The organism is Phenylobacterium sp. (assembly GCF_035944335.1).
In the GTDB taxonomy this organism is placed as follows: domain Bacteria; phylum Pseudomonadota; class Alphaproteobacteria; order Caulobacterales; family Caulobacteraceae; genus Phenylobacterium.
In genome coordinates this window covers 101,849-124,502 of the sequence record NZ_DASZBG010000052.1, presented here as the reverse complement: position 1 = coordinate 124,502, position 22,654 = coordinate 101,849, and the positions used below count along the sequence as shown (strand labels likewise).

The window sequence follows — 22,654 nt, the reverse complement described above, 5'->3', positions numbered from 1 at the left end:
ATACAGGAAGCGGGGCGGCCCGCCGTTGGCGAAGCCAAACCCGCCCGCGATGACCGCGATGGCGTAGGCGGTGGCATGCGCCGCCGAGATGCGCTTCTCGTTGTCGCCCAATCGCTTGAACAACCACAGCGTCAGCCGGCTAAGCAGAAACATCGCAATGACGCCGCCGACGAAGCCGCCGATCAGATAGGCCATGTCTTCCCTCTCGCTGCGGCGGAGGCTTCCACATCCAGGCTTACAGGGTCAAGCACAAAGCAAGAACTCTTGAACTCTAGCCGCCCCCGCTGGCGCCGGCCCTGCTTTCGTCCTACCTCCATCCCAGTCCCATGCCCCCGCTCCGCGACGCCATTGCAGGCCAGGTGCTCCGCCTCGTCGGGCGCAAGAGCGGCGATACGCCGTTCCTGGAGAGCACCGCCGACGCCGGCTTCTTCGGGCCGGACTCGGTGTGCTGGCGGGTGCACGGCGACTTCACCGCCATGATGATCGGCGGCGTGGCGGCGCTGCTGCTGCAGATGCTGCATCCCCGCGCGCTCGCCGGCGTCTGGGACCACTCCGACTTCCGCCACGACATGACCGGCCGGCTGCGCCGCACCGCCCGGTTCATCGCCGGCACCACCTATGGCTCCGCCGACGAGGCCACGGCCCTGATCGCCCATGTGCAGGCGATCCACGACCGCGTGCAGGGCGCCATGCCGGACGGAACGCCCTATTCCGCCAACGATCCGGAGCTGCTGACCTGGATTCATGTGGCCGAGGTCAGCTCCTTCCTGGCCGCCTACCTGCGCTACAAGGACCCGCGCTTGCCGCCGGCCGATCAGGACCGCTATTTCGCCGAGACCGCCCTCGTCGCCGAGAAGCTGGGCGCCACCCAAGTCCCGAAGTCCCGGGCCGCCGTGGAAGCCTATCTCCGCGAGGTGCGGCCCGACCTCGGCTACGACCAGCGCACCCGCGAGGTGGCGCGCGCGCTGCTGGACCAGCGGGCGGCCAGCCCGGCGATCGCGCCGTTCATGAAGCTGATCTTCCAGGCCGCGCAGGACCTGCTGCCGCCCTGGGCCGCGCAGATGCACGGTTTCCGCGCCGCCCCGGTGAGCCGGCCGGCCCTCCGCGCCGCGGCCCGCAGCCTGGGCGGCGTCCTGCGCTGGGCGCTGAAGAACAGCGTCGAGGTGCGCGCCCGCAGGCGTGCGGCGGAGCTGGGCCTCAGGCCCGCGACGGAACCTTCCGCCCACGCTCAAGCTTAAGCTTGCAAACGAGGGAGGACCGCCATGCGAGCGGCTTATCTGGGACTAGGGCTGGCCTGTGCGGCCATGATCGGGCTGGCCGGTTGCAGCCAGAAGCGCGAGGCCACGGCCGACACCGGCACCGCCAAGGCCACGGTGACCACCGACGCGCCGCCCTCGAAGGTGCCCGACGCCCAGCTGCAATCTCAGGCGCAGCAGGCGGCGACCGCCACCTCGACGCCGGTGGACGGCTCGGGGCCGGTCAACACCACCACGGCGACCGCCCCGAGCGCGCCAGCGAAGAAGTAGCTAAGGCAGGTCCTCGGCGAGGATGGCCATCTCGAACATGAACGAGCCGTCGTCGTCCTCGTCCTGGAACACCACGCCGATGAATTCCTCGCCGACATAGACCTCGGCGGAGTCCTTCTGCTTGGGCCGGGGGCGCAATGCGATCCGCGCATTGGCGAAGGTCCCGCGCAGGTGGCCTTCGATCTTGCGGATGTCTTTCTCGTCCACGCCAGGGGCTCCTTGGTCTCAGCGGCGGCGAACCTAGCCGGTCACGCGCGTCCGATAAACCTCAGATCACGTAGTCGTACACCGCCTCGGCGAGCGTGTGGTCCATGCTGCGCGCCGGCTCGTCGCAGGTCGGGCAGTTGACGAGGCGCGCCGGCACCCCCGCCGCCGTGCAGCCGGCGGGCACGGGCTTCAGCACCACCGAGCCGGAGGCGATCTTGGCGTAGTCGCCGATCAGGATGTTGCCGAGCACCTTGGCGCCGGCGCCCAGGAGGACGCCCTTGCCGATCTTCGGGTGGCGGTCGCCGCGTTCCGCGCCCGTGCCGCCGAGCGTCACGCCCTGCAGCATGGAGACATCGTCGCCGATGACCGCGGTCTCGCCGATAACGATGCCGGTGCCGTGATCGACGAATACGCCGCGGCCGATGCGGGTGGCCGGGTGGATGTCCACCTGGAACAGCTCGCTCATCCGGCTCTGGAGATAGAAGGCCAGCGTCTCGCGGCCCTCGCCCCACAGCCAGTGGGCCACGCGCTGGGTCTGCAGGGCCTGGAAGCCCTTGAAGAACAGGAACGGCTGAACGTAGCCCTTGCAGGCCGGATCGCGCTCGAACACCGCCTTCAGGTCGTCCTCGGCCATGGCCAGCAGATCGGGATGGCGCTCATAGGCCTCGTCGCAGATGTCGCGGATGGTCATGCCGCGCAGCTCCTGGTCGCCGAGCTTGCGCGCCAGCTGGTAGGAGAGCGCGTCGCCGAGCGCCTCGTGGTTCAGGATCGTCGCAGCGACCACGCTGGCCAGCGCCGACTCCTGCTTGGCCACGGCGGCGGCTTCATTGCGCAGTGACGCCCAGACGGGCGGCGCAATACCGGGATCCACGACCTCCAGGCGCTGGCTCATCGGTTCCTCCCGGCCCATCCGCGGGTCTCCCTCATCCTAGCATGAGACGCGCCAGCGCCCCAGGCAAAGCCCCTTCCCGAGCCATATGGTAAGCCCGAAGCAGCATCGCCACTGTCAGCACGTCCTGCAAATGGCCGGCCAGGGCGGCGTCCAGCGCTTCGCCAAACGGCACGCGCGCTAGGGCAAGCGCCTCGGTATCGTCCGCGTGGTGGACGCCGGGCCCTTCAGAGAGCCCGGTCGCCACATAGCCGATGGCCCGCTCGTCGGTGACGGAGTTGGAGAGCTGCGCCCGCAGCACCTCGCGCCATTCGGCGGCGATCAGGCCGGTCTCCTCGGCGAGCTCGCGCTTGGCGCCCGCCAGCGGGTCCTCGTCCAGCGGCGCGCCGCCCTCGGGGATCTCCCAGCTGTAGTCGGCGAGCGCGAAGCGGTTCTGGCCCACCAGGGTGACCGTCCCGTCGTCGTGGATCGGCAGCACGGCGATCGCGTGGTTCTTGAAGCCCACGACCCCATAGCTCGCCGGCCGGCCGGTGGGCGCCGTGACCGCGTGCTCGGTGACCCGGATCCACGGATTCTCGAAGACCAGGCGCTCTGGACCGCGCTTCCAGGGCGTCCCGTGGGGACGCAGCCAGGCAGGTTTGTCGCTCATCTCGTCCGGCTCGCCTTGCGGTGGGCTCTCGCAGGCCCATAAACAGGCCCCTGTCGCATTCCATAGACGAAGAGACGGCCTTGACCGACGCCCTTCCGCCCGCCCCGCAGTTCGGCGATCCGCTGCCGCTCACGCCAGAGCCCGCGGTGCTGCGCTTCCTGGCCCGGCGGCGATCGACCTCGGCGGTGACGCTGACGGAGCCGGCCCCGTCCGCGGAACAGCTCGACCAGCTCCTGCGCCTCGCCACCCGCGTGCCGGACCACGGCAAGCTAGCGCCCTGGCGGTTCGTACTGCTCGAAGGCTCCGCCAAGGCCCGCTTCGCGCAGCGGCTGGAGGCGCTGGCGCTGGCCCGCGACGACCCCCAGGCGGCCGCCAAGCTCGCCAAGCTGAAGGCCCCGCCGCTCTGCGTCGCCGTGATCTCCTCGCCGAAGCCCGACACGCCGATCCCCCAGTGGGAGCAGATCCTCTCCGCCGGAGCCTGCGCAACCACTCTGCTCTATGCGACGCTGGCCATGGGCTATGGCGCCAACTGGATCACCGACTGGTACGCCTACGATCCAGACGCGAACGCGATCCTGGGCCTCGAGGCCGGGGAGCGGGTCGCCGCCTTCATGCTGATCGGAACGTCGCGGGAATCGCCGCTGGAGCGGGAGCGGCCGGACCGCGCGGCCCTGGTCACCCGCTGGTCGGACTAGACGTCCCGGAAGCCCCCCAGAAACACAACGGCCGGACGACGCGTCGCGCCGTCCGGCCTGAGGTGACACGCCCGAGGAGAGTTGGGCGATCCTAGGTATATGCCCGTTAATCCGGTTTGCAAAGCGCCGATACCGCCCAGGCGACCAGCAGCCCGAGCTTTTCGCCTCAGAGGAGAGTGGGCGACGAGGCAATGATCGACCGGGTGGATGCTCTTATCGAGGAAAAGCGTTCCGGCGAATACGCAGGTTCAACTTAACGTGACGGAGTATTTCGGAGGCAAGTATTTGGTCTCGTCCGGAGACGCCGATAGCCGATGCCTATCCGCGTCCGCGATAAGCTGGCACGCCTTGATCCGGCAGCCACAAGCCTTCGGGCGGGGCCCCGCTTTGCCAGAACACGTCTATGGGAATGCCGCCGCGCGGAAACCAATAGCCGCCAATTCTCAGCCATTGGGGCTCCGCGACCGCGACGATCCGACGCCCGATCGCGACGGTGCAGTCCTCGTGGAACGCGCCATGGTTGCGGAACGCGGCCAGGTAGAGCTTCAGCGACTTCGACTCGATGAGCCACGCGCCCGGCGCATAGTCGATCACCAGGTGGGCGAAGTCCGGCTGGCCGGTCACCGGACACAGCGAGGTGAACTCCGGGATCGTGAAGCGCGCCAGATAGAGCGCAGCCTTCTGCGGGTTCGGGACCCGCTCGAGCACCGCCTCGTCCGGGCTGGCGAAGCCGCGGACCTCACGGCCGAGCTGGGTCAGGTGCGTGTCGTCCATGGCGGCGACTTAGACCCGGGCCGCCGCGCTCGCAACCGAGACAGGCGCAGGACTTCTCGCTAGGAAGTCGGGCGACGAGCTCTGGGAGGCGCGGATGGCCGCGGACGATTTCAAGGATTTCGTGGTGGTGGTGACCGGCGGCTCGACCGGGCTCGGCCGGGCGATCGCCGTGGCGACCGCCGCGCGCGGGGCGCAGGCGGTGGTGATCAACTACGCCCACAACGCCGACGAGGCGGGTGAGACCGCCCGCCAGGTCGAGGCGGCCGGCGCCAAGGCGGTGCTGGTGCAGGGCGATGTCGCCAGCGACGCCGATTGCCGCAAGATCGCCGCCGCGGCCCAGCCCTTCGGCCGGATCGACGCCCTGTTCAACAACGCCGGGACCACCACCTTCGCCAGTCACGCCGACATGGACGCCGTCTCGGCCGAGGATTTCTTGCGGCTCTATTCGGTCAATGTGGTGGGCGCCTTCCAGATGGTGCGCGCCTGCCGGGCGCTGCTGGAGGCGGGCGCCCAGCCCGGCGCCGTCGTCAACACCGCCTCGATCGCCGGCGTCACCGGCATCGGCTCCTCGGTGCCCTATGCGGCTTCGAAGGGCGCGCTGACCACCATGACCCTCTCGCTGGCCCGGGCGCTGGCGCCCAGGATCCGCGTCAACGCGGTCTGTCCGGGGTTCATCGACACGCCCTGGTTTGGCAAGGGCCTGGGCGAAGCCGGGGCCGATCGGGTCCGCGCCAACGCCGCGGCCGGAACGCCGCTGAAGGTCGCCTCCACCGCCGAGGACGTGGCCGACGCCACGGTGTTCCTGGCCTCGCCCTACGCGCGGCACGTGACCGGCGAGACCCTGCTGGTCGACGCCGGCTCCCACCTCGGATTCGCCCCCGCCGTCGCCCGCTGAGCCTTACGTCGGCCTTATGCCGCGCGGCGCCCATCCGAATGGCGCCGCTGCGCTCAATCGCCCAAAAACCTGGCAGACGTCACACGGCGCCTGTTTCTCGGGCGCCCGTCGTTGATCCGCTGCGCTGCGCCGCAACCATGGCCGCGCACGGTCGCACTTGGGGAAACCTCGGAAGCGGGCCGGAGAACGAGGGGAACTAGAATGAATTTCTTGAAGACGACCTGGGTCGCCGGTGCGGCGGCGGCCTCATTGGGGCTCGCGGCCGTCTCCTCGGCGCACGCCGAGGACGCGCCCGCCGCGGCGCCGGCGCCGACCCCGCAGGCGACACCATCCATGACCCCGCCGCTCTCGGCCAACGCCGATGCGACGAGCTTCGACACCGGGATCGGCAAGATCTATGTGACCGGTCAGCTGACCGTGCTCGGCATGTCGCAGACCAACGCCATCGCCGGCGACCGGAAGAGCCGGTTCGACGCCTCGAACGCCCAGTTCGAGATCCAGAAGAGCGACGGCGTCTTCCAGTTCTACGTCCAGGCCGGGGTCTATTCCCTGCCCTCGCTCGGCACGTCGTACGTCAAGGCCGCCCAGTTGCCGGACCTGACCTATCACTATGTGCCGACCGCCTTCATCAAGATCCAGCCCAACGCCGCCTTCAACGTCCAGGCGGGCATCCTGCCGACCCTGATCGGCGCGGAGTACACCTTCACCTTCCAGAACATGAACGTGGCGCGCGGCCTGCTCTGGAACCAGGAGCCGGCGATCAGCCGCGGCGTGCAGGCCAATATCACCGAGGGGCCGTGGGCCGTCTCGCTGGCCGTCACCGATGGCTACTACTCGAATCGGTTCACCACCGGCTCGACCCTGATCACCTATACGGTCGGCAAGTTGGACACCGTCGCCTTCGCCGGCTCGGCGCAGTTCCAGAAGAGCTCGAAGTCGACCTTCGCCACGCCGACCCCGCAGAACAACGGCGACATCTTCAACCTGATCTGGACCCACACCGAAGGGGCCTGGGAGGTGATGCCCTACCTTCAGTACAGCCGCACGCCCAAGAGCACCAAGGCGGGCCTGCCGGCCTCCGGCTCGACGTTCGGCGCGGCGGTGCTGGCCAAGTACAGCTTCACCCCGATGTTCAGCCTGGCGGGCCGGGCGGAATACATCACCTCCTCGGGCGCCGAGAGCCTGCTCTACGGGCCGAAGAGCAACGCGATGTCGCTGACGCTCACGCCCACCTGGCAGTTCAAGACCTTCTTCATCCGCGGCGAGGGCTCCTACACCAAGCTCGACAAGGCGGCCCCCGGGGCGGCCTTCGGCGCGACCGGCAACAAGGATTCCCAGATGCGGGCGATGATCGAGACCGGCTTCCTGTTCTGATCGCCCGCGGTCGGCCCGGCGATCCTCCCTGCGCCGGGCCGACTGTCGCCCTTCCGCCACCGTCTGCGACAAGAGCGGCCTGCGCCCCCAGCCCGGGGGCGTTTGTCGTTGCGCCACTATGGCGTGATCCCTAAGGTCGACCGCGCCCGCCGGATGGTGTCCGAGCGGTCCGGACCCGGCCAGGCCGTTACGGGCTCCGGCGTGTCAACTGGACGGTCACCATCCGGGGCCTATGCTGGCAAATCGCAAAGCTGACAGGGTGCGGCCCATGGAGCGGGTGGCGTTCAGAGCCCAGACTATCGTCGTGGACGTCGTGCTGGCCGCGGCCGCCTTCGCGCTCGCCTATGTCGCCGCGCCGCTGAAGCTCGCCGCCTTCGGGCTGGACGGCCTGCCCTCCCTCACCCTGATCCAGTTGGTGGTGCTCTACGCCGCGCTCGCCGGCGGCTTCACCGTGCTGTTCCGGCGCGAGCTGTCGCCCTGGCGCTATGTGTCGATCCCCGACGTGCTGGTGCTGGCGCGGATCGCGCTGCTGACCGCAGGCGTGTTCCTGCTCTGGGTCTTCGTGCTCGATCGGGCCCGCGGCCTGCCGCGCTCGACCCTGTTCATGGCCCCGCTGGTGCAGATGATGTTCTCCATGGGCGTGCGCGTGACGCGCCGCGCCCTGCACGAGCGCGCCTTCCAGTCCTTCGCCCCGCTGAAGACCATCGGCGACCGGGTGACCGGCGCGCCGCCGCTGCTGCTGATCGGCCCGGCCTCCCTGGCCGACACCTATCTGCGCGACGTCTCGCGCAGCCACGACCGCAACTTCAATCCGGTCGGCATCGTCGGCACCGACCCGCGCGACGTGGGCCAGCAGGTGCGCGGCGTCTGCATCATCGACAGCCTCGACAATCTCGACGCGGCGCTGGCCGACCTGCAGCGCTGGAACCGCTATCCCCGCGCTGTGCTGTTCCTCGAGGAGCCGCACCGCCTTAAGGGGCTGACGCCCGACCAGCTCGGCCGCCTGAAGAACGACGGGGTGCGCCTGCTGCGCTTGCCCTCGATCGTCGAGTTGGCTCACCACGACGGCGTCAATCTGGTGCCGATGCGCGAGATCAACATCGAGGAATTGCTGGCCCGCGAGCCGATCGAGCTCGACCGCCACGCCGTGGGCGCCCTGATCCGCGGCCGGCGCGTGCTGGTCACCGGGGCCGGCGGCTCCATCGGCTCGGAACTCTGCCGCCAGGTGGCGACCTTCAGCTGCGCCCACCTGACCTTGCTCGACTTCTCCGAGACCGCGCTCTTCGAGATCGAGCGCGAGATCGCCGAGCACTATCCCGACATCTCCTGCACGGCGGCGCTCTGCGACGTGCGCAACGCCGAGCGGGTGACCAGCGTCTTCGCGCAGCAGACGCCGGACCTCGTCTTCCACGCCGCGGCCCTGAAGCACGTGCAGATGGTCGAGCGTCACCCTTGCGAGGGGGTTCTGACCAACGTGGTCGGCACCTGGAACGTGACCGAGGCCGCCAAGGCCAGCGGCGCCGCACAGATGGTGCTGATCTCCACCGACAAGGCGGTCGATCCCTCGAACGCCATGGGCGCCACCAAGCGGCTGGCCGAGGCGGTGATCCAGGCGCAGTCGTCCTCCAACGGCACTCGTTTCGCCGCCGTGCGGTTCGGCAATGTGCTGGGCTCGGCCGGCTCGGTGGTGCCGATCTTCAAGTCGCAGATCGAGCGCGGCGGGCCGGTAACCGTCACCCACCCGGAGATGGCGCGGTTCTTCATGACCATCCCCGAGGCGGCCCAGCTGGTGCTGCACGCCACCGCCACCAGCGCCGAGGGCCAACCCGGCGCGGCGCGGCTGTTCATCCTGGAGATGGGCGAGCCGGTGCGCATCATGGACCTGGCCCGCCAGATGATCGCGCTCTCCGGCCGCACGCCCGGCAAGGACATCGATATCGAGATCGTCGGCCTGCGGTCCGGCGAGAAGCTGACCGAGGCCCTGCTGGACGAGACCGAGCGGGCCGAACCCTGCGCGCCCAAGGTGCTGGAGGTGGTCTCCTCCTCGGCGCTGCGCATGACGGCGACCCATCTGGCCGATCTGGAAGCCCTGGCCGAGGCGGGCGACCAGGACGAGGTCCGCCGGGCGGTCTTCGACCTGGTGGCCCAGATCCGCGGCGAGCGCAGCGGGGCCGCCCCGAACCTGCGCGTCGTGGTCGGCGGCTAGAGGCTCAGCCGGCCAGCCGCTGCTCGCGCATCGCCCGCGGACTGCTCCCGGTCCAGCGCTTGAAGGCCCGCGAGAAGGCCGCCGGGTCCGAGAAGCCCACCAGATAGGCCGTCTCGTTCACCGACACCTTGCGCGCGTTGAGATAGTCGAGCGCCAGCCTCTGGCGCAGTTCGTCCAGCACGCGCTCGAAGGTGACGCCCTCGGCCTTCAGCTTGCGGAACAGGGTCTGGCGCGACAGCGCCATTTTCCCGGCGATGGTGTCCATATTGGCCTCGCCCACATGCAGGATCGGCATCAGCAGGCTCTCCACCCGGCCGCGGACCGACTTCGAGGTCTGCAGCTCCTCGAGCAGCGCATCGGCCCGTTCGCTGAGCACGCCGAAAACGTATTTCGGCAGCCGCGCGAGATCGCGCGGCGCCCAGGCGGGGTCGATCTGCAGGGCGTTCCAATCGGCGTCGAAGGTGACCGGCGCGCCGAAGATCCGCTCATATTCATCGCGATAGCCGGGATCGGAATGGGTCACGTGGACCGCCTTCAGAGGCGCGGTCAGGCCGAGCCTGCGCGGCGTCGAGACGAATTGGGCGAAGGCGGTTTCCGTCAGCTCGGGAAAGGTCTCGGCATGGCGCCGCGTGTCGACCATCCACAGACCGCCGTAGCGGGACTTCATCTGGAAGCGGTCGCCGTCGCCCTCGTTGTCGGTCTCGACGATCAGCCGCACGTAGCGGTTCAGTTGCTTGAACCCCTCCATGGGCGTCGCCGCGGCCTGGCCGATCAGGCCGACGATGGAGACCTCGGCGATATCGACGTCGTCGCCGTAGTGCAGTCCGAGCGCGGCATCGCCGGACAGGGCCTTGCCGGCCCGCATCAGCGCCACGTACTTCGAAAAGGGAATGCGCGCGTCCTGATCCTCGAGGTCCGCGAGCTCGATTCCCGACCGCTCGGCCAGGGCCGTGCGCGCCGCGCCCTTCGACACCGCCAGCTCCAGCAGTCCCCGCGCATAGCCCGCGCCGACCGTCGGCTCAGCCATGGCGCCGTAGCCCCTGCAACCTGCGATCACGCTTTTGACGCATGGCGCCATGTTCCTTCGGTTCGCGGCGGCTAGGTTAGGTTCGAACAGCATGAGATCAAAAGTCCTTGCTTTCGTCATGGTGTTATAGTCAAGTAGTACACCAAAGCAAGCCTTAACCGCAGCCCCTGCGGTCCCGGAATGGATCATGGACTCCGAGTGGAATGACAGTCAGCCGATCTACCGCCAGCTGCGCGACCGTGTCGTGGCCATGATCCTCGATGGCGCCATCCAGGAGGGCGAGCCCCTGCCCTCGGTGCGCAACGTCGCCACCGAGACGCGGGTCAACCCGCTCACCGTGCTCAAGGCCTATCAGCAGCTCGTCGACGATGAGCTGGTGGAGAAGCGGCGCGGGCTCGGCATGTTCGTCAGCCCCGGCGCCCGCGGCCTGCTGCTGCGCGGCGAGCGCGAGCGGTTCCTCAAGGAGCAGTGGCCGCCGATCCGGGCCGCCATCCAGCGGCTCGGGCTGACGCTCGACGAGCTGCTCGCGCCTGCGAAGGAGCGCTGAGCATGACCGCCTCCATTCAAGCCCGCGGCCTTCGCAAGAGCTTCGGCAAATCGGTCGCCCTCGACGGCGTGGACCTCACGGTCGAGCCGGGGCGCATCCTGGGCCTGATCGGTCCCAACGGCGCCGGCAAGAGCACGACGCTGAACGCCATCCTCGGCCTCACGGAGTGCGAGGGCGAGCTGAAGGTCCTGGGCCTCGATCCCTGGGCCCAGCGCGACCGGCTGATGAACGAGGTCTGCTTCATCGCAGACGTGGCCGTCCTGCCCCGCTGGATGCGGGTCTGCCAGGCGCTCGACTATGTGCAGGGCGTCCATCCGCGGTTCGACCGGGCCAAGGCCGAGAGCTTCCTCGACCGCACCACCATCAAGCGCGCCAGCCGCATCCGCGAGCTGTCCAAGGGCATGGTGACCCAGCTGCACCTGGCGCTGGTGATGGCCATCGACGCGCGCCTGCTGGTGCTGGACGAGCCGACGCTCGGCCTCGACCTGCTGTTCCGCAAGTCGTTCTACGACAGCCTGCTCAACGACTATTTCGACGGCGACCGGACCATCGTCGTCTCGACGCACCAGGTGGAGGAGATTCAACACATCCTCACCGACGTGGTGTTCATCGATCGCGGCCGGGTCGTGCTCGACTGCAGCATGGAGAGCTTCGAGACCCGCTACGCGGAACTGGAGGTGGCGGCCGAGCACCTCGACTTCGCCCGGGCGCTGAAGCCGATCCACGAACGTCAGCTGTTCGGCCGCAGCTACCTGATCTTCGACGGCGCGGACCGCGACCGCCTCGCCACCCTGGGCGAGGTGCGCACCCCCAGCCTCGCCGACCTGTTCATCGCCACCATGGCCCCCGTGGCCGCCCAGGCCGGGAGGGCCGGATGAGCGCCTCGATGACCGACGTCTCCGCCCCTGCCGCCATCCCCGCCGCCCGGCGCGGCGTCCGGCCCTTCTACTGGTCGGTGCGCCGGGAGATCTGGGAAAACCGCGGCGTCTATCTCGCGCCCCTGGCCGTCGCCGGGATCGTGCTCGCCAGCTTCCTGTTCGCCCTGCGCCACCTGCCAGATCAGATGCGCCGCATCGCGGCCATGGCCGCGGAGCTGAACGCCACGCCGGGGACCCCCACCGCCGCCCTCGCGCTCGAGAAACTCGCGCTGGGCAAGGCTACGGCCGCCGTCGCCTTCCCCTACGCCGCCGCGGCCGGCGGGCTGATGCTGACCGCCCTGGTCTTCGCCATCTTCTATGCCCTGGCCTCGCTGCACAGCGAGCGCCGCGACCGCAGCATCCTGTTCTGGAAGTCCCTGCCGGTCTCCGACCTCACGACCGTGCTCTCCAAGGCGGCGATCCCGTTGCTGGTGCTGCCCGTGGCGACGGCGGTGGTGGCGCTCGCCACCCAGCTCGTCATGCTCGCTGTGGCGACCGGCGTGCTGGGCCTGAGCGGCCTCGATCCGTCGCTCATGTGGAGCCGGCTCGACCTCGGCGCGATCTGGATCGCGATCCCCTACGGCCTGGCGGTCCTGGCCCTGTGGCACGCTCCCATCGTCGGATGGCTGATGCTGGTCTCCGCCTGGGCCAAGCGCATGACCATGCTCTGGGCGCTCGCTCCGCCGGCCGCCATCTGCCTGTTCGAGCGGGTGGCGCTCGGCACCACCTATGCCTGGGACTTCCTGCGTCACCGCCTGGCGAGCGGCTTTACCGTGGGCTTCACGCCGCTGCCGGCCGGGCAGCACTCGATCTACGGCGCCGAGCGCGCCGACCCGGCGCACCTGCTGGCCAATCCCGGCTTGTGGGGCGGCTTCATCGTCGCCGGGGCCTGCCTCGCCGCCTGCGTCTGGCTGCGCCGCACCCGCGATCCGATCTGACCCCAAAGGACGCGCTCAGATGATTGTCCAGATCCCCACCGACGCCCCGCTGCTGTTGAAGGCCGCCGCGGGCAGCGTGCTCGTCCTGCACATCGGCGGGGCGAGCCTGGGTCTCGCGACGGGCTCCGTGGCCATCCTGGCCCGCAAGGGCGGAGGCCTGCACAACCTCGCTGGGAGGGTCTTCTTCGGCGCGATGCTCAGCATGGGCCTGGCCGCCGCGGTCACTGCGCCGTTCATCCCCGACCGGGTCTCGGCGGTGATGGGCCTTTTCGTCGCCTACCTCGCAGCCACCGCCTGGGCGGTGGTCCGCCGCCGGCCCGGTCAGGTCGGGCGCTTCGAGGGCTGGGCCATGCTGGCGGCCATCGGCATCTCCGCCGCCTTCTTCTCGATCGGCCTGATCGGCGGCGCCATGCCCGGCGGCGTCATCGACCATGAGCCGTCGCAGATCGGTTTCGTCGCCGCCGCCATCGTCGCCCTCGCCGCGGTCAGCGACTTCCGCGTCCTGCGCGCCGGCGGCCTCGCCGGACCCCGCCGCGTCGCCCGCCACCTGTGGCGCATGAGCCTGGCGCTGGCCATCGCCTGGGGCTCCTTCGCCGCCCAGCCGAAGGCCCAGCCCGAGGCGATCCGCGGTGCGCCCTGGTTGATCATCCCGGCCCTGGTGGTCGTTGGCCTGATGGCCTTCTGGATGGTCCGCGTGCGGATCGTCCCGGCGCTGCGCCGCGCCGCCCGCACCCGCCCAGACATGGCCGGAGCCGCGGCGTGATCATTCAGATCAGCCCCGACGCGCCCCTGCTGGTGAAGCTCGCGGCCAACACCGCGCTCGCCCTGCATATCGGCGGCGGGATCACCGCGGTGGTGGCCGGCGGCGCGGCCCTGATGGTCCGCAAGGGTGGACGCCTGCACCGGCTGGCCGGCGACTTGTTCATGATCGGCATGCTGGTCGCCATGACCATCGCGGCGATCACCGCCCCGCTATTGCCGCAACTGGCCAATGTGCCCGGCGCGATCCTGGCCATCTATCTGATCACCACGGCCTGGGTGACGGTCCGGCGCCCGCCCAATGCGGTCGGCGTCTTCGAGGTCGGCGCCTTCCTGGCCGCGACCGCGGCGACGGTCGCCCTGGGCGCCTTCGCCTGGACCGGCGCCAACAGCCCGCACGGCATGATCGACGGCGTACCCTACCAGGCGGCCTTGTTCATCGGCGTCTTCGCGGCCCTTGCGGCGGGCTTCGACTTGCGGGTGATCCTGCGGGGCGGCGTCTCCGGGCCACAGCGGCTCGCGCGGCATCTGTGGCGCATGTGCTTCGCCCTGTTCTTCGGCACCGGCTCGTTCTTCATCGGCCAGCCGCAGGTTTTCCCAGCGCCGCTGCGCGGCTCGCCGATACTGATCCTCGCGGGCGTCGCGCCCTTGCTGGCCATGATCTACTGGCTGGTCCGCGTCCAGTCGCGCGCGCGGCGTCGCCCGCTCCTGGCGGCGGCCGCCGCCTGAGCTCGGCTACTCGGCCGCCGCCATGGCCGGCGAGCGCGTGGCCGCCTTCAGCCGCTGCAACAGGGCCTCGTACTCGGCCCACAGGGCCTTGGGCAGGTGGTCGCCGAAGGTCTCGTAGTGCGGCTTGATCAGCGCGGCTTCCTGCATCCAGACCTCCGGATCGACGCTGAGCAGCAGGTCGAGCTGGGCCTCGGTGAGGCCGAGGCCCGAGACGTCCAGGCTGCCGCGCGCCGGCACCCGGCCGATCGGCGTCTCCTTGGCCTCGGCGCGGCCTTCCAGCCGTTCGACGATCCACTTCAGGACCCGGCTGTTGTCGCCGAAGCCCGGCCAGACGAACTTGCCGCGCTCGTCCTTGCGGAACCAGTTCACGAAATAGATGCGGGGCAGCTTGGCCGGATCGGCCTTGGCGCCCATGGCCAGCCAGTGCCCGAAATAGTCGCCCATGTGGTAGCCGCAGAACGGCAGCATGGCGAAGGGATCGCGGCGCAGCTCGCCGATCTTGTTCTCCGCCGCCGCGGTGCCCTCCGAGGCCACGTTGGAAGCCATGAACACCCCGTGCGCCCAGTCGCGAGCCTCGGTCACCAGCGGCACCGCCGAGGCTCTACGGCCGCCGAACAGGATGGCCGAGATCGGCACCCCGGCCGGGTCTTCCCACTCCGCGGCGATCACCGGGCACTGCGCGGCCGGCACGGTGAAGCGGGCGTTGGGGTGCGCGGCGGGCGTGGCGCTGGCGGGCGTCCAGCTCTCGCCCTGCCAATCGGTCAGGTGGGCCGGCGGCTTGTCGGTCAAGCCTTCCCACCAGACGTCGCCGTCATCGGTCAGGGCGACGTTGGTGAAGATGCAGTTGGCGTGCAGGGCGTCGATGGCGTTCTTGTTGGTGCTGGCCCCGGTGCCCGGCGCCACGCCGAAGAAGCCCGCCTCCGGATTGACCGCGTAGAGCCGGCCGTCGTCGCCGAAGCGCATCCAGCAGATGTCGTCGCCGATGGTCTGGGCCTTCCAGCCCGCAAGCGTCGGCTGCAACATGGCCATGTTGGTCTTGCCGCAGGCGCTGGGGAAGGCGGCCGCCACATAGTGCGCCGCGCCGTCCGGCGAGGTCAGCTTGACGATCAGCATGTGCTCGGCGAACCAGCCCTCGTCGCGGGCCATCACCGAGGCGATGCGCAGGGCGAAGCACTTCTTGCCCAACAGCGCGTTGCCGCCGTAGCCCGAGCCGTAAGACCAGATCTCCCGCGTCTCGGGGAAGTGGACGATGTACTTGATCTCGTTGCACGGCCAGGCGACGTCGGCCTGTCCCTCGGCGAGCGGCGCGCCCACCGAGTGCACCGCCGGCACAAAAAAGCCGTCCTCGCCGAGCTGGTCGAGGGCGGCTTTGCCCATCCGGGTCATGACCTTCATGGATACCGCGACGTAGGCCGAATCCGTGATCTCGACGCCGATGGCGCTGATCTTCGAGCCCAGCGGGCCCATGCAGAAGGGCACGACATACATCGTGCGGCCCTTCATCGATCCGGCGAACAGGCTCTTCAGATCGGCCCGCATCTCCGTCGGATCGAGCCAGTTGTTGGTCGGCCCCGCGTCCTCCGCTTTCTCGGAGCAGATGAAGGTGCGGCTCTCGACGCGGGCCACGTCCTTCGGATCGGAGGCGGCGTAGAAGGAATTCGGCCGCTTGGCCGGGTTCAGCCGTTTGAGCGTGCCGGCCTCGACCAGCTGCTGCGTCAACTCATTCCATTCCGCTTCCGAGCCGTCGCACCAGACCACCTTGTCGGGCCCCGTCAGTTCGGCGATCTCACGCACCCATTGGATCAGCCGCGCGTGTTTCGTAGGCGCAGGCTCGAGTCCCGGGATGGTGCGGTCGGACATACTCAAAAGCTCCTTGGCCCCAGACCGCCCCGCGCTCCCTCGTGGGCGGCCGACATTGACACGAGTTCATAAATGCAGATCGAGCGGCTGCATACCCGGACGCGACGGCGCTGCTCCGGATCAATTGCCACAACGCACAAAAGCCCCTTTGGATCAGCGACTTCCGATCACGGATGAGACATGGCGCGGGGCGCAAGGACCTGGCCCGCGCGCCCGGCCGCGACGTCGCGCGGTTTAGCGATTCGCCAGCGCCGTCTCCAGCCGCCGCAGCGCCGGTTCCCAATCGCCGGCCACCCGCTGGCGGAACAGCCGCGCGGTCGGATACCAGGGGCTGTCGTCGCGGCCCCGCAGCCAGCGCCAGTCGGTGTCGCGGGCCGGCAGCAGCACACAGACGGGCTTGCCCATCGAGCCGGCCAGGTGGACGACGGAGGTGTCCACCGAGACGATCAGGTCCAAGTCGGCGATGATCCGGGCGGTGTCCTCGAAGTCCTCGGCGCCGGTGGCCTCCGGCGTCAGGTCGCGGCCCAATTTCAGCAGCCGGTCGGCCTGGCGCAGCGACAGCGAGCGGTGCAGGTCGTTGCGGTGGGTCGCCGCGCCGCGGGCGACCACTCCGATCCCGCCGCCGGAGCCGATCGGCAAGCCCGCGAAATCGCTGGGCGGCGGCAGGGTCTCGAGCGTCGCCTCCAGGCGCACCGGCAGGGAGCCCGTCAGGGTCCAGTAGTCGGAGCGGATCGCTTCCGGGTCGGGGTTGGCGCCCACCACCGCGACGCCCAGCCTGGCCATCAGCCGGTGCAGCTCCGGCGGGCAGAAGAAGATAATCTCGGCGCCCTGCGAGCGAAGCGGGGCGAAGAAGCGCGAGAGCATGATCGAGTCGCCCAGCCCCTGCTCGGCGAACACCAGCAGCCGCCGGCCCGCCAGGTCCTCGCCGCGCCACTCCGGGAACGGCAGGTCCGGTTGCGGAATACGCAGCGCCGGCAGCTCGCGGCGCGCCTCCCAGAGCGGCCAGCCCTGCGCATAGCGACCGTCGGCCAACAGCAGCTCGGCCAGGGCGTAGCGGCTGCCGGGGTTGGGCTTGGCCGCCAGGGCCCCGCGGAACGCGGCCTCGGCTGCCTTGAACTTGCCCATCGCGCCCAGCACCAGGCCGAGATTGTGCTGCGCCTCCATCGGCTTGGAGCGGATCAGGCCGCGGTAGCCGCGCTCGGCCCTGGCGAAATCGCCTTTCTGGTGGGCGGCGTAGGCCTCGGCGAATTGGGATTCGATCGACACGGCGCAAAGCTAGCACGGGCGCGCCGCAGCGCCTCAGTTGGCGCAGCCCCGCGAATGGGGCAAACCAAGCCCGTGTCACCGCCTTCTTCCGGTCCGGGCAGCCCTGCAGGCGACGATCCGCTCGTCGAGGCCTATCTGGCCAGGCGCGCCAACCTGATCCGCTTCTTCGCCGCGCGCACCGGCTCGCACGCCGCCGCCGAGGACCTGGCGCAGGAGCTCTATCTGAAGGTCGCCGGCCGCCCCCCCGGGGAGGTCGCGGAGAACCCCGCGGCCCTGCTCTACCGCATCGCCACGAACCTGATGGTCGACCGCACCCGCGGAGAGGCCCGCGCCAGCGCCCGCGACGCCCATTGGCGCGGGGCCGTGCACACGACCATCGCCGGCGAGGATATCGCCCAGGAGCCCCCCGCCGACGAGGCGGCCGCCTCGCGTCAGCGGCTGCGTCAGCTCGTCGAGGCGGTGGCGGAGCTGCCGCCGCAGATGCAGCGGGCCTTCACCCTGCACAAGCTGGAGGGGCGCAGTCACGCCGACACCGCCCTCGCCATGGGAATCTCGGTGAAGTCCGTGGAGAAGCACATCAGCGCCGCCCTGAAGAACCTGACCGCGAGGCTGGGCCGTTGATCCATTTGCGGCCGCCAGGGACCGGGGGGCGCGGCGGACCGGCGCCGTCTTCACATGTAACAGGCGCGCTTTTTGGCGCGCATAAGGACGTCCGATGACCGGCGCTGGGCGCGATCAAGACCGAATGGCGGAGGCCGCCGACTGGGTCATCCGGCTGCAGGCCGGCGATCTGGACGGCGCCGATGGGCTGGCCTTCGACGCCTGGCTGCAGGCCGATGACCGCAACGCTACGGCCTATGACGCCGCGCTCGCGATCGACCAGGAGTTCGAGACCAATGCGGCCGCCGTGCGCGAGGGGCTGCGCACGCGCCGGCCCGGACGTGTCCTGGCCTTCCGGCGACCCTACTATGCGGCCGGCGCCGCAGCGGCGGCGGCGTTCGCCGCGGCGCTGATCGTGCCGGCCATGATGGTCTCGACCACGACCGCGGCCTATGCCACCGGCACGGGCGAGCACCGCACGGTGAGCCTCGCCGACGGCAGCAAGATCGATCTCGACGCCTCAAGCCGGCTCTCGGTCACCCTGGGCCGCCACGAGCGCCAAGTGACCATGGCCGAGGGCCAGGCGGTGTTCGACGTCACCCACGACTCGCGCCGGCCGTTCCTGATCGCCGCGGGCGACCGCACCGTGCGGGTGGTCGGCACCCAGTTCGACGTCCGCCATCGCGCCGGCCACCTGTCGGTGACGGTGACCCGGGGGACGGTCGAGGTGCTGCCCGCCGACGGCGCGTCCGGGCAGACCTTCCGCCTGCATCCGGGCCAGCGGCTGGAGCACCAGGAGGGCGCGATCAGCGCCCAGGTCGCGGCCGCCGCGCCCGACCAGGCGCTCGGGTGGCGTTCCGGCCGGCTGGTCTATCGCGATCAACCGCTGTCGATCGTGGTGGCCGACCTGAACGCCGAATTCGCCAAGCCCATCCGGATCGCCGACCCGGCGCTGGCGGCGACGCCGGTTTCGGGCGTCTTCATCGTCGACAGCGAGGATGCGGTTGTTCGTCGCTTGGCCTTGCTGGTTTCTGCCCACACGGTACCCTCTGACGGGGGCGTCACTTTGAAGCGCAACGAGACGCCCAACCGCTGATGGGGATCCGGGGCGATACCAAGACGGGGGCTGCAACTCGGCGGCATGCTCTGCGGGCTGGCCTTGGGCCTCGCCGCGCCGCGGGCGCTTGCGTCTGAGGCGCGATACCGCCTCGCGATTCCCCCCAGGCCCTACGCCGACGCCCTGATCGAGCTGGGCGTCCAGGCGAACGTCTCGGTCATCGGCACCTCGGCTTGCGGCGGCGTGGGCCAGGCCGGCGTCACCGGCGCGCTCACCCTCGATGAAGCGCTGCGCCGGCTGCTGGCGGGCGCGCCCTGCAGCTACCGCATCCTCGACCCCCGCACGGTGCGCATCTCCGAGCCCGTCCACACCCGCGCCGTCGAGCCGGTGCGCGCCGCAACCCTGGTGGCCGAGCTGCTGGTCACCGCCACCAAGCGGCCGGCCAGCACCAGCCGCCTGCCCGCCTCGGTCACCGTGATCCCGCGCGACCAGATAGAGCTCACCGGCACGGCCGACGTCCTGCAGGCCACCGGTCAGCTCTCGGGCGTGCTGACCACCAACCTGGGCCCCGGCCGCGACAAGCTGATCCTGCGCGGCCTGTCGGATGGCGCCTTCACCGGCCGAGCGCGATCTGCCGTCGGCAGCTATCTCGACGACGCACCGGTCAACTACAACGCTCCCGACCCGGACCTGCAGCTCGTCGATATCGAGCGGATCGAGGTGGTGCGAGGACCGCAGGGCGCGCTCTACGGCTCCGGCTCGCTGAGCGGCGTCTATCGCATCGTCACCCGCAAGCCGGATCTGACCGCGCCTGCCTTCGGCGTCGCCGGCCTGACGGCCGTCACCTACGGCGGCTCGCCCACCAACGAGATCGAAGGCTACGCCAACCTGCCGCTTTGGACGGACGTGGCGGCCGTGCGGATGGTCGGCTACCGCGAGGTGCAGGGGGGCTTCATCGACAACGCCACCCTGCGACTGTCGAACGTCGACCGCACCGTCCGCGACGGCGGCCGCGCGGCCCTGCGAGTGCAGCCGACCGACGCCTGGCAGCTGGACCTTTCGCTTTCCGCCCAGCGGTTGCGGTCAGCCGACACCTCCTACACCACGCCCAGCGACAGCGCCGCCATCCGACTCAGCACGACCGAGCGGCTGAGCCGCGTGCGGGAGGGCCACAAGAACGATTTCGCGGAGGCCAGCGCGACCTTGCGCGGCGAATTGGGCTGGGCCGTGATGCGCTCCACGGTGGCCTTCATCAGTCACGTGTTCTCCAGCCAGTACGACGCCTCGACCGTGCTCAACCAACTGGGGGCGGATCCCTCGGACCTGGGGGTCTATTCGGAGGGCGCCCGCATCAACATGGTCTCGACCGACACCATCCTGCGCTCCTCCCGGCCCGGTCCTTTCACTTGGCTCGCGGGCATCGAGAGCATCGCCACGATCGAGAAGACCCCCACGGCACTCGACACTCAGGCGCCGGCAGGGCCGCTGCACCGGATCTACAGCGAGAGCCGTCGCGACCGGGTGCGTGAGGTCGCGGCCTACGGCGAGGCCTCCTACGATTTCCGGTCCGGCTGGACGGCGTCGCTCGGCGGCCGGCTGTTCAGCAGCGACGTCAAGACCTCCGCCCTCATATTGGCGACCTTCCCCGGCGGGGTGTCGCGCGACTTCCAGGGCGCCCGCAGCTTCCGCGGCTTCTCTCCCAAGCTCTCGCTGCAGTACGAATTCCGCTCCGGCGCTCTGCTATATGGGCTCTATTCCGAGGGCTATCGGCCGGGCGGATTCAATTCCGGCGGCTTCCTGCAGATCAAGCCCAGCCGCATCGCCTTCTCGCCAGACCGTTTGACCAACTACGAGGTGGGGCTGAAGCTCAACCTGCTCGACCGCCGGTTGACCCTGCGCAGCGCGGTCTTCCTCGACCGGTGGAAAAACATCCAGACCGACCAGTACCGCCCTTCCGGCCTGCCCTACACGGCCAATGTCGGCGACTCCGACGTGGTCGGGCTGGAAAGCGAGATCGGCTGGGACGTCGGCGCGGGCCTCTCGCTGCAGGCCAACGCCCTGTTGGCGAACTCGCGCGTCACCCACACCAATCCCGACTTCGCCAACGGCGACCCGGTGGTCGCCAGCCTCCCCGGCGTCCCCAAGTTCTCGGCGGGGCTGCTGGTGATGTACGCGCATCCCCTGCCCCGCAACCTGACCTTCCGGCTGATGGGCGAGACCAGCTATGTCGGCCGATCTGCGCTTTCGTTCGACGCGGCCCTCAGCTCGCCGCAGGGGGAGTACGCCCGCACAAAGCTGTCCGCCCAGGTGGCGGGCCGGGGCTGGAACGCCACCCTCTTCGTGACCAATCCCGCCAACGCCGCCGGCGACACCTTCGCCTACGGCAATCCGTTCACCTTCGGACAGGTGCGTCAGTCGACCCCGCAGCGGCCGCGGACCATCGGTCTGCGCCTGGCCGCGAACTACTAACCAAATCTGGAAGCTTGACTGGGGGGCGAGCCCCCAGGGCGCCGTCTTACGGGTACGGGCGAGTTGTCCGGCCACGGGAGGACGGATCGTGGGGGTTAGGCTGTCAGCGCTGGTTTGCGTGCAGAATCAGGATGCCCGGCTGGCGGAATGCCTGCGCGGGCTTTCGTTCTGCGACGAGATCGTGGTGATCGCCGATCGCTGCACCGACCGTTCCCTCGAGATCGCGCGGCGCGCCGGCGCGGTCGTGACCACCGGCATCTTCCCCTTGGAAAATCAGCGCAGGATGGCGGGCCTCGCGGCCTGCACCGGCGACTGGGTTCTGGAGATCGAGGCGGACGAGCGGGTGGACTCCGCGCTGGCTTGGGAAATCCGGGCCACGCTGAAGCTGGGCGCGCAGGGCGATTACTTCCAGATCCCGGTGCACAACTACCTGGGCGATGACGCCATTCGGCAGGGCTGGGTCGGGGGACTCGGCGAAATGAGCGCGGTGCGTCTCTACCGGCCGGGCGTCAAGCAGTGGCAGGCGCGCCGGCGCGATCCCGGTCAGGTGGTCGCCGGGCGGTCGGCGGGCGCGTTGAAGGGGGCGATCCGTCGCGCGGCTGGGCGCGACGTGAACGACCTCGTGGAGAGCTTCAACCGCCTGACCGCGCTGCGCGGCGAGGACCTGGCCGACGCCTACGACGCCGGGGCCCTGGCGCCGGCCGTGGCCGCCGGCGTCGGCGCCTTCTGCCGCAGCTACCTGTTGCGCGCCGGCTGGCGGGAAGGCGGCGTGGGCCTGTTCCTGGCGCTGCTCTGCGGCTTCTACCCGGTGGTCTCGCACGTGAAGGCCCGGGAGACGCTGAGCGCCCGGCAACGCGCCATCGCGGCCAATCCGCAACCGACCTACCGCGAAGTGGTCGGCCTGGGCGCCTGAGCCTTCGGGTCGACGCCGCGGCGGCCAACGCCGTGGTCCACGCGACAGGAAGACGCATCCGCAAGCCGCCGATCCGCATCGAGGATCTGCTCTGAGCCGTTGCTGCGGCGCGCCGCGGCGCTCATACTGCCGGCCATGGGCAGCCGCTCCAATCCCGCCGCCAACGCCGATCTCGACCTGCGGGCCGAACGCGCGCCGCGTCGCGGCGCCCTGGTCCAGGTCGCGCCGGGCCCCGAACTGCCCGATGCGCGGGACAAGTCCGGCGCCCAGGCGGGCATGGCCATCGCCCTGACGCTCGGCGGCCTGTTCTGGGCCGCGGCCGGCGTCGCGGCGATCTACTTCTTCCGCCGCTAGGCC

General features: G+C 70.0%; 24 protein-coding genes. 16 read left to right on the top strand and 8 right to left on the bottom strand.

The genetic code is table 11. The annotated features are described in order from the left end of the window. A partial coding sequence (locus VGT80_RS09915) for a hypothetical protein (RefSeq protein WP_327455294.1) occupies positions 1-195 on the bottom strand: 195 nt, incomplete at its 3' end. 131 nt (positions 196-326) lie between these two features. Between VGT80_RS09915 and VGT80_RS09910 the strand changes: the two genes are divergently transcribed. Both VGT80_RS09910 and VGT80_RS09905 read left to right on the top strand, forming a co-directional pair. After that, positions 327-1,238, top strand: coding sequence for an oxygenase MpaB family protein (locus VGT80_RS09910; protein ID WP_327455292.1), 912 nt, complete (start codon positions 327-329; stop codon positions 1,236-1,238). Between the two features lie 24 nt (positions 1,239-1,262). Continuing rightward, positions 1,263-1,526: a hypothetical protein gene (locus tag VGT80_RS09905; RefSeq protein ID WP_327455290.1), complete on the top strand. Its 264-nt coding sequence runs from the start codon at positions 1,263-1,265 to the stop codon at positions 1,524-1,526. Here VGT80_RS09905 and VGT80_RS09900 read toward each other — a convergent pair whose 3' ends face one another. From VGT80_RS09900 to VGT80_RS09890, 3 genes are all read right to left on the bottom strand, one after another. Further along, positions 1,527-1,733 (bottom strand): DUF3126 family protein, encoded by a 207-nt coding sequence (locus tag VGT80_RS09900; RefSeq protein ID WP_327455288.1) that lies wholly within the window; start codon positions 1,731-1,733, stop codon positions 1,527-1,529. A 61-nt stretch (positions 1,734-1,794) separates the two neighbouring features. Continuing rightward, the gene (gene cysE / locus VGT80_RS09895; protein WP_327455286.1) at positions 1,795-2,625 is read right to left on the bottom strand and encodes a serine O-acetyltransferase; all 831 of its coding nucleotides are present in this window, start codon (positions 2,623-2,625) and stop codon (positions 1,795-1,797) included. 31 nt (positions 2,626-2,656) lie between these two features. After that, complete coding sequence (locus tag VGT80_RS09890; protein ID WP_327455284.1) at positions 2,657-3,271, bottom strand: NUDIX hydrolase; 615 nt, start codon at positions 3,269-3,271, stop codon at positions 2,657-2,659. Positions 3,272-3,351: 80 nt separating this feature from the next. Between VGT80_RS09890 and VGT80_RS09885 the strand changes: the two genes are divergently transcribed. Further along, positions 3,352-3,966 (top strand): nitroreductase, encoded by a 615-nt coding sequence (locus tag VGT80_RS09885; RefSeq protein ID WP_327455283.1) that lies wholly within the window; start codon positions 3,352-3,354, stop codon positions 3,964-3,966. A 318-nt stretch (positions 3,967-4,284) separates the two neighbouring features. Here the strand turns inward: VGT80_RS09885 and queF are convergent, their stop codons facing one another. Beyond that, the gene (queF, locus tag VGT80_RS09880; protein WP_327455281.1) at positions 4,285-4,740 is read right to left on the bottom strand and encodes a preQ(1) synthase; all 456 of its coding nucleotides are present in this window, start codon (positions 4,738-4,740) and stop codon (positions 4,285-4,287) included. Between the two features lie 94 nt (positions 4,741-4,834). Here queF and VGT80_RS09875 point away from each other — a divergent pair, with 94 nt between their 5' ends. From VGT80_RS09875 to VGT80_RS09865, 3 genes are all read left to right on the top strand, one after another. Beyond that, positions 4,835-5,635, top strand: a complete 801-nt coding sequence (locus VGT80_RS09875) for an SDR family NAD(P)-dependent oxidoreductase (protein WP_327455279.1) — start codon at positions 4,835-4,837, stop codon at positions 5,633-5,635. A 210-nt stretch (positions 5,636-5,845) separates the two neighbouring features. Beyond that, the gene (locus tag VGT80_RS09870; protein WP_327455277.1) at positions 5,846-7,009 is read left to right on the top strand and encodes an outer membrane beta-barrel protein; all 1,164 of its coding nucleotides are present in this window, start codon (positions 5,846-5,848) and stop codon (positions 7,007-7,009) included. A gap of 277 nt (positions 7,010-7,286) precedes the next feature. Next, positions 7,287-9,215 carry a nucleoside-diphosphate sugar epimerase/dehydratase gene (locus VGT80_RS09865; protein ID WP_327455275.1) on the top strand — a complete coding sequence of 643 codons (1,929 nt, stop codon included), beginning with the start codon at positions 7,287-7,289 and terminating at the stop codon, positions 9,213-9,215. Positions 9,216-9,219: 4 nt separating this feature from the next. Here the strand turns inward: VGT80_RS09865 and VGT80_RS09860 are convergent, their stop codons facing one another. After that, positions 9,220-10,242, bottom strand: a complete 1,023-nt coding sequence (locus VGT80_RS09860) for an AraC family transcriptional regulator (protein WP_327455273.1) — start codon at positions 10,240-10,242, stop codon at positions 9,220-9,222. Positions 10,243-10,429: 187 nt separating this feature from the next. Between VGT80_RS09860 and VGT80_RS09855 the strand changes: the two genes are divergently transcribed. From VGT80_RS09855 to VGT80_RS09835, 5 genes are read left to right on the top strand one after another with little or no spacing between them, the layout of a single operon-like run. After that, positions 10,430-10,789 (top strand): GntR family transcriptional regulator, encoded by a 360-nt coding sequence (locus VGT80_RS09855; RefSeq protein WP_327455271.1) that lies wholly within the window; start codon positions 10,430-10,432, stop codon positions 10,787-10,789. A 2-nt stretch (positions 10,790-10,791) separates the two neighbouring features. Then, positions 10,792-11,667: an ABC transporter ATP-binding protein gene (locus tag VGT80_RS09850; RefSeq protein ID WP_327455269.1), complete on the top strand. Its 876-nt coding sequence runs from the start codon at positions 10,792-10,794 to the stop codon at positions 11,665-11,667. Continuing rightward, positions 11,664-12,644: a hypothetical protein gene (locus VGT80_RS09845; RefSeq protein WP_327455267.1), complete on the top strand. Its 981-nt coding sequence runs from the start codon at positions 11,664-11,666 to the stop codon at positions 12,642-12,644. The genes VGT80_RS09850 and VGT80_RS09845 overlap by 4 nt, the downstream gene beginning before the upstream one ends. Positions 12,645-12,663: 19 nt before the next feature. Next, positions 12,664-13,407: a hypothetical protein gene (locus VGT80_RS09840; protein WP_327455265.1), complete on the top strand. Its 744-nt coding sequence runs from the start codon at positions 12,664-12,666 to the stop codon at positions 13,405-13,407. After that, on the top strand, positions 13,404-14,132 hold the full coding sequence (locus VGT80_RS09835) for a hypothetical protein (RefSeq protein WP_327455263.1): 729 nt from the start codon (positions 13,404-13,406) through the stop codon (positions 14,130-14,132). Before VGT80_RS09840 ends, VGT80_RS09835 begins: the two co-directional genes overlap by 4 nt. Positions 14,133-14,138: 6 nt before the next feature. Here the strand turns inward: VGT80_RS09835 and VGT80_RS09830 are convergent, their stop codons facing one another. Both VGT80_RS09830 and VGT80_RS09825 read right to left on the bottom strand, forming a co-directional pair. Next, positions 14,139-15,992 carry a phosphoenolpyruvate carboxykinase (GTP) gene (locus VGT80_RS09830; protein ID WP_327455260.1) on the bottom strand — a complete coding sequence of 618 codons (1,854 nt, stop codon included), beginning with the start codon at positions 15,990-15,992 and terminating at the stop codon, positions 14,139-14,141. Positions 15,993-16,226: 234 nt separating this feature from the next. After that, on the bottom strand, positions 16,227-17,258 hold the full coding sequence (locus tag VGT80_RS09825; protein ID WP_327455258.1) for a hypothetical protein: 1,032 nt from the start codon (positions 17,256-17,258) through the stop codon (positions 16,227-16,229). A 72-nt stretch (positions 17,259-17,330) separates the two neighbouring features. Here VGT80_RS09825 and VGT80_RS09820 point away from each other — a divergent pair, with 72 nt between their 5' ends. The 5 genes from VGT80_RS09820 to VGT80_RS09800 all read left to right on the top strand — a co-directional run bounded on the left by VGT80_RS09820 (position 17,331) and on the right by VGT80_RS09800 (position 22,651). Continuing rightward, entirely contained in the window at positions 17,331-17,879 is a 549-nt protein-coding gene (locus tag VGT80_RS09820; protein WP_327455256.1) for an RNA polymerase sigma factor, read from the top strand. 124 nt (positions 17,880-18,003) lie between these two features. After that, the gene (locus VGT80_RS09815) at positions 18,004-18,954 is read left to right on the top strand and encodes a FecR family protein (RefSeq protein WP_327455254.1); all 951 of its coding nucleotides are present in this window, start codon (positions 18,004-18,006) and stop codon (positions 18,952-18,954) included. A gap of 45 nt (positions 18,955-18,999) precedes the next feature. Then, positions 19,000-21,384, top strand: a complete 2,385-nt coding sequence (locus tag VGT80_RS09810; RefSeq protein WP_327455252.1) for a TonB-dependent receptor — start codon at positions 19,000-19,002, stop codon at positions 21,382-21,384. Between the two features lie 118 nt (positions 21,385-21,502). Continuing rightward, on the top strand, positions 21,503-22,297 hold the full coding sequence (locus VGT80_RS09805; protein ID WP_327455250.1) for a glycosyltransferase family 2 protein: 795 nt from the start codon (positions 21,503-21,505) through the stop codon (positions 22,295-22,297). Between the two features lie 99 nt (positions 22,298-22,396). Further along, the gene (locus VGT80_RS09800; RefSeq protein WP_327455248.1) at positions 22,397-22,651 is read left to right on the top strand and encodes a hypothetical protein; all 255 of its coding nucleotides are present in this window, start codon (positions 22,397-22,399) and stop codon (positions 22,649-22,651) included. Positions 22,652-22,654: the final 3 nt, after the last annotated feature.

Coding starts and splice junctions, on each gene's coding strand:
- VGT80_RS09910 (WP_327455292.1), top strand. CDS start 327: ATGCCCCCGCTCCGCGACGCCATTGCAGGCCAGGTGCTCCGCCTCGTC.
- VGT80_RS09905 (WP_327455290.1), top strand. CDS start 1,263: ATGCGAGCGGCTTATCTGGGACTAGGGCTGGCCTGTGCGGCCATGATC.
- cysE (WP_327455286.1), bottom strand. CDS start 2,625: ATGAGCCAGCGCCTGGAGGTCGTGGATCCCGGTATTGCGCCGCCCGTC.
- VGT80_RS09890 (WP_327455284.1), bottom strand. CDS start 3,271: ATGAGCGACAAACCTGCCTGGCTGCGTCCCCACGGGACGCCCTGGAAG.
- queF (WP_327455281.1), bottom strand. CDS start 4,740: ATGGACGACACGCACCTGACCCAGCTCGGCCGTGAGGTCCGCGGCTTC.
- VGT80_RS09875 (WP_327455279.1), top strand. CDS start 4,835: ATGGCCGCGGACGATTTCAAGGATTTCGTGGTGGTGGTGACCGGCGGC.
- VGT80_RS09860 (WP_327455273.1), bottom strand. CDS start 10,242: ATGGCTGAGCCGACGGTCGGCGCGGGCTATGCGCGGGGACTGCTGGAG.
- VGT80_RS09855 (WP_327455271.1), top strand. CDS start 10,430: ATGGACTCCGAGTGGAATGACAGTCAGCCGATCTACCGCCAGCTGCGC.
- VGT80_RS09850 (WP_327455269.1), top strand. CDS start 10,792: ATGACCGCCTCCATTCAAGCCCGCGGCCTTCGCAAGAGCTTCGGCAAA.
- VGT80_RS09845 (WP_327455267.1), top strand. CDS start 11,664: ATGAGCGCCTCGATGACCGACGTCTCCGCCCCTGCCGCCATCCCCGCC.
- VGT80_RS09840 (WP_327455265.1), top strand. CDS start 12,664: ATGATTGTCCAGATCCCCACCGACGCCCCGCTGCTGTTGAAGGCCGCC.
- VGT80_RS09830 (WP_327455260.1), bottom strand. CDS start 15,992: ATGTCCGACCGCACCATCCCGGGACTCGAGCCTGCGCCTACGAAACAC.
- VGT80_RS09815 (WP_327455254.1), top strand. CDS start 18,004: ATGGCGGAGGCCGCCGACTGGGTCATCCGGCTGCAGGCCGGCGATCTG.
- VGT80_RS09810 (WP_327455252.1), top strand. CDS start 19,000: ATGCTCTGCGGGCTGGCCTTGGGCCTCGCCGCGCCGCGGGCGCTTGCG.